The sequence below is a fragment of the Ruegeria sp. R13_0 genome (assembly GCF_017743995.1).
Lineage (GTDB): Bacteria > Pseudomonadota > Alphaproteobacteria > Rhodobacterales > Rhodobacteraceae > Ruegeria.
Window position 1 is genome coordinate 1 of record NZ_JAGHRB010000051.1, and the last position, 1010, is coordinate 1010.

The 1010-nt window shown below is 60.2% G+C and carries 1 protein-coding gene; it reads right to left on the bottom strand.

Features of this window, described 5'->3' with window-relative positions; translation table 11 throughout:
• Nucleotides 1-1010 (bottom strand): elongation factor Tu (tuf, locus tag J7394_RS22785; RefSeq protein ID WP_209256247.1); only part of this gene is annotated, 1010 nt, incomplete at both ends.

The window sequence follows — 1010 nt, forward strand, 5'->3', positions numbered from 1 at the left end:
TTCGACACAACGCCGGCGCCGACGGTACGGCCGCCTTCGCGGATCGCGAAACGCAGGCCCTGCTCCATCGCGATCGGCGCGATCAGCTCAACGCCGAACGACACGTTGTCGCCAGGCATGACCATCTCGGTGCCTTCCGCAAGGGTCACGGTGCCGGTCACGTCAGTTGTACGGAAGTAGAACTGAGGACGGTAGTTCGCGAAGAACGGAGTGTGACGACCGCCTTCTTCCTTGGTCAGGATGTAGGCTTCGGCTTCGAACTTGGTGTGCGGTGTAACCGAACCCGGCTTACACAGAACCTGGCCACGCTCAACGCCGTCACGGTCAACACCACGCAGCAGCGCGCCGATGTTGTCGCCTGCTTCACCGCGGTCCAGCAGCTTGCGGAACATTTCAACGCCGGTGCAGGTGGTTTTCGAAGTGTCGCGGATGCCGACGATTTCAATCTCGTCACCAACGTTGATCACACCACGCTCAACACGGCCGGTCACAACGGTACCACGACCCGAGATCGAGAACACGTCTTCGATCGGCATCAGGAACGGCTGGTCAACAGCACGCTCAGGGGTGTCGATATAGTCGTCAACAGCCGCCATCAGTTCCTTGATCTTCTCTTCACCGATCTCAGGCTTGTCGCCTTCCATCGCGGCCAGAGCCGAACCTGCAACGATCGGAATATCGTCGCCGGGGTATTCGTAGCTGGACAGCAGTTCGCGAACTTCCATCTCAACCAGTTCCAGCAGCTCTTCGTCGTCAACCTGGTCAACTTTGTTCAGGAACACGACCATCTTCGGGATGCCAACCTGGCGGCCCAGCAGGATGTGCTCGCGGGTCTGCGGCATCGGGCCGTCAGCAGCGTTCACAACCAGGATCGCGCCGTCCATCTGGGCAGCACCGGTGATCATGTTCTTGACGTAGTCGGCGTGACCGGGGCAGTCAACGTGCGCGTAGTGGCGGTTCTCGGTCTCGTATTCCACGTGGGCGGTCGAGATGGTGATGCCGCGCGCTTT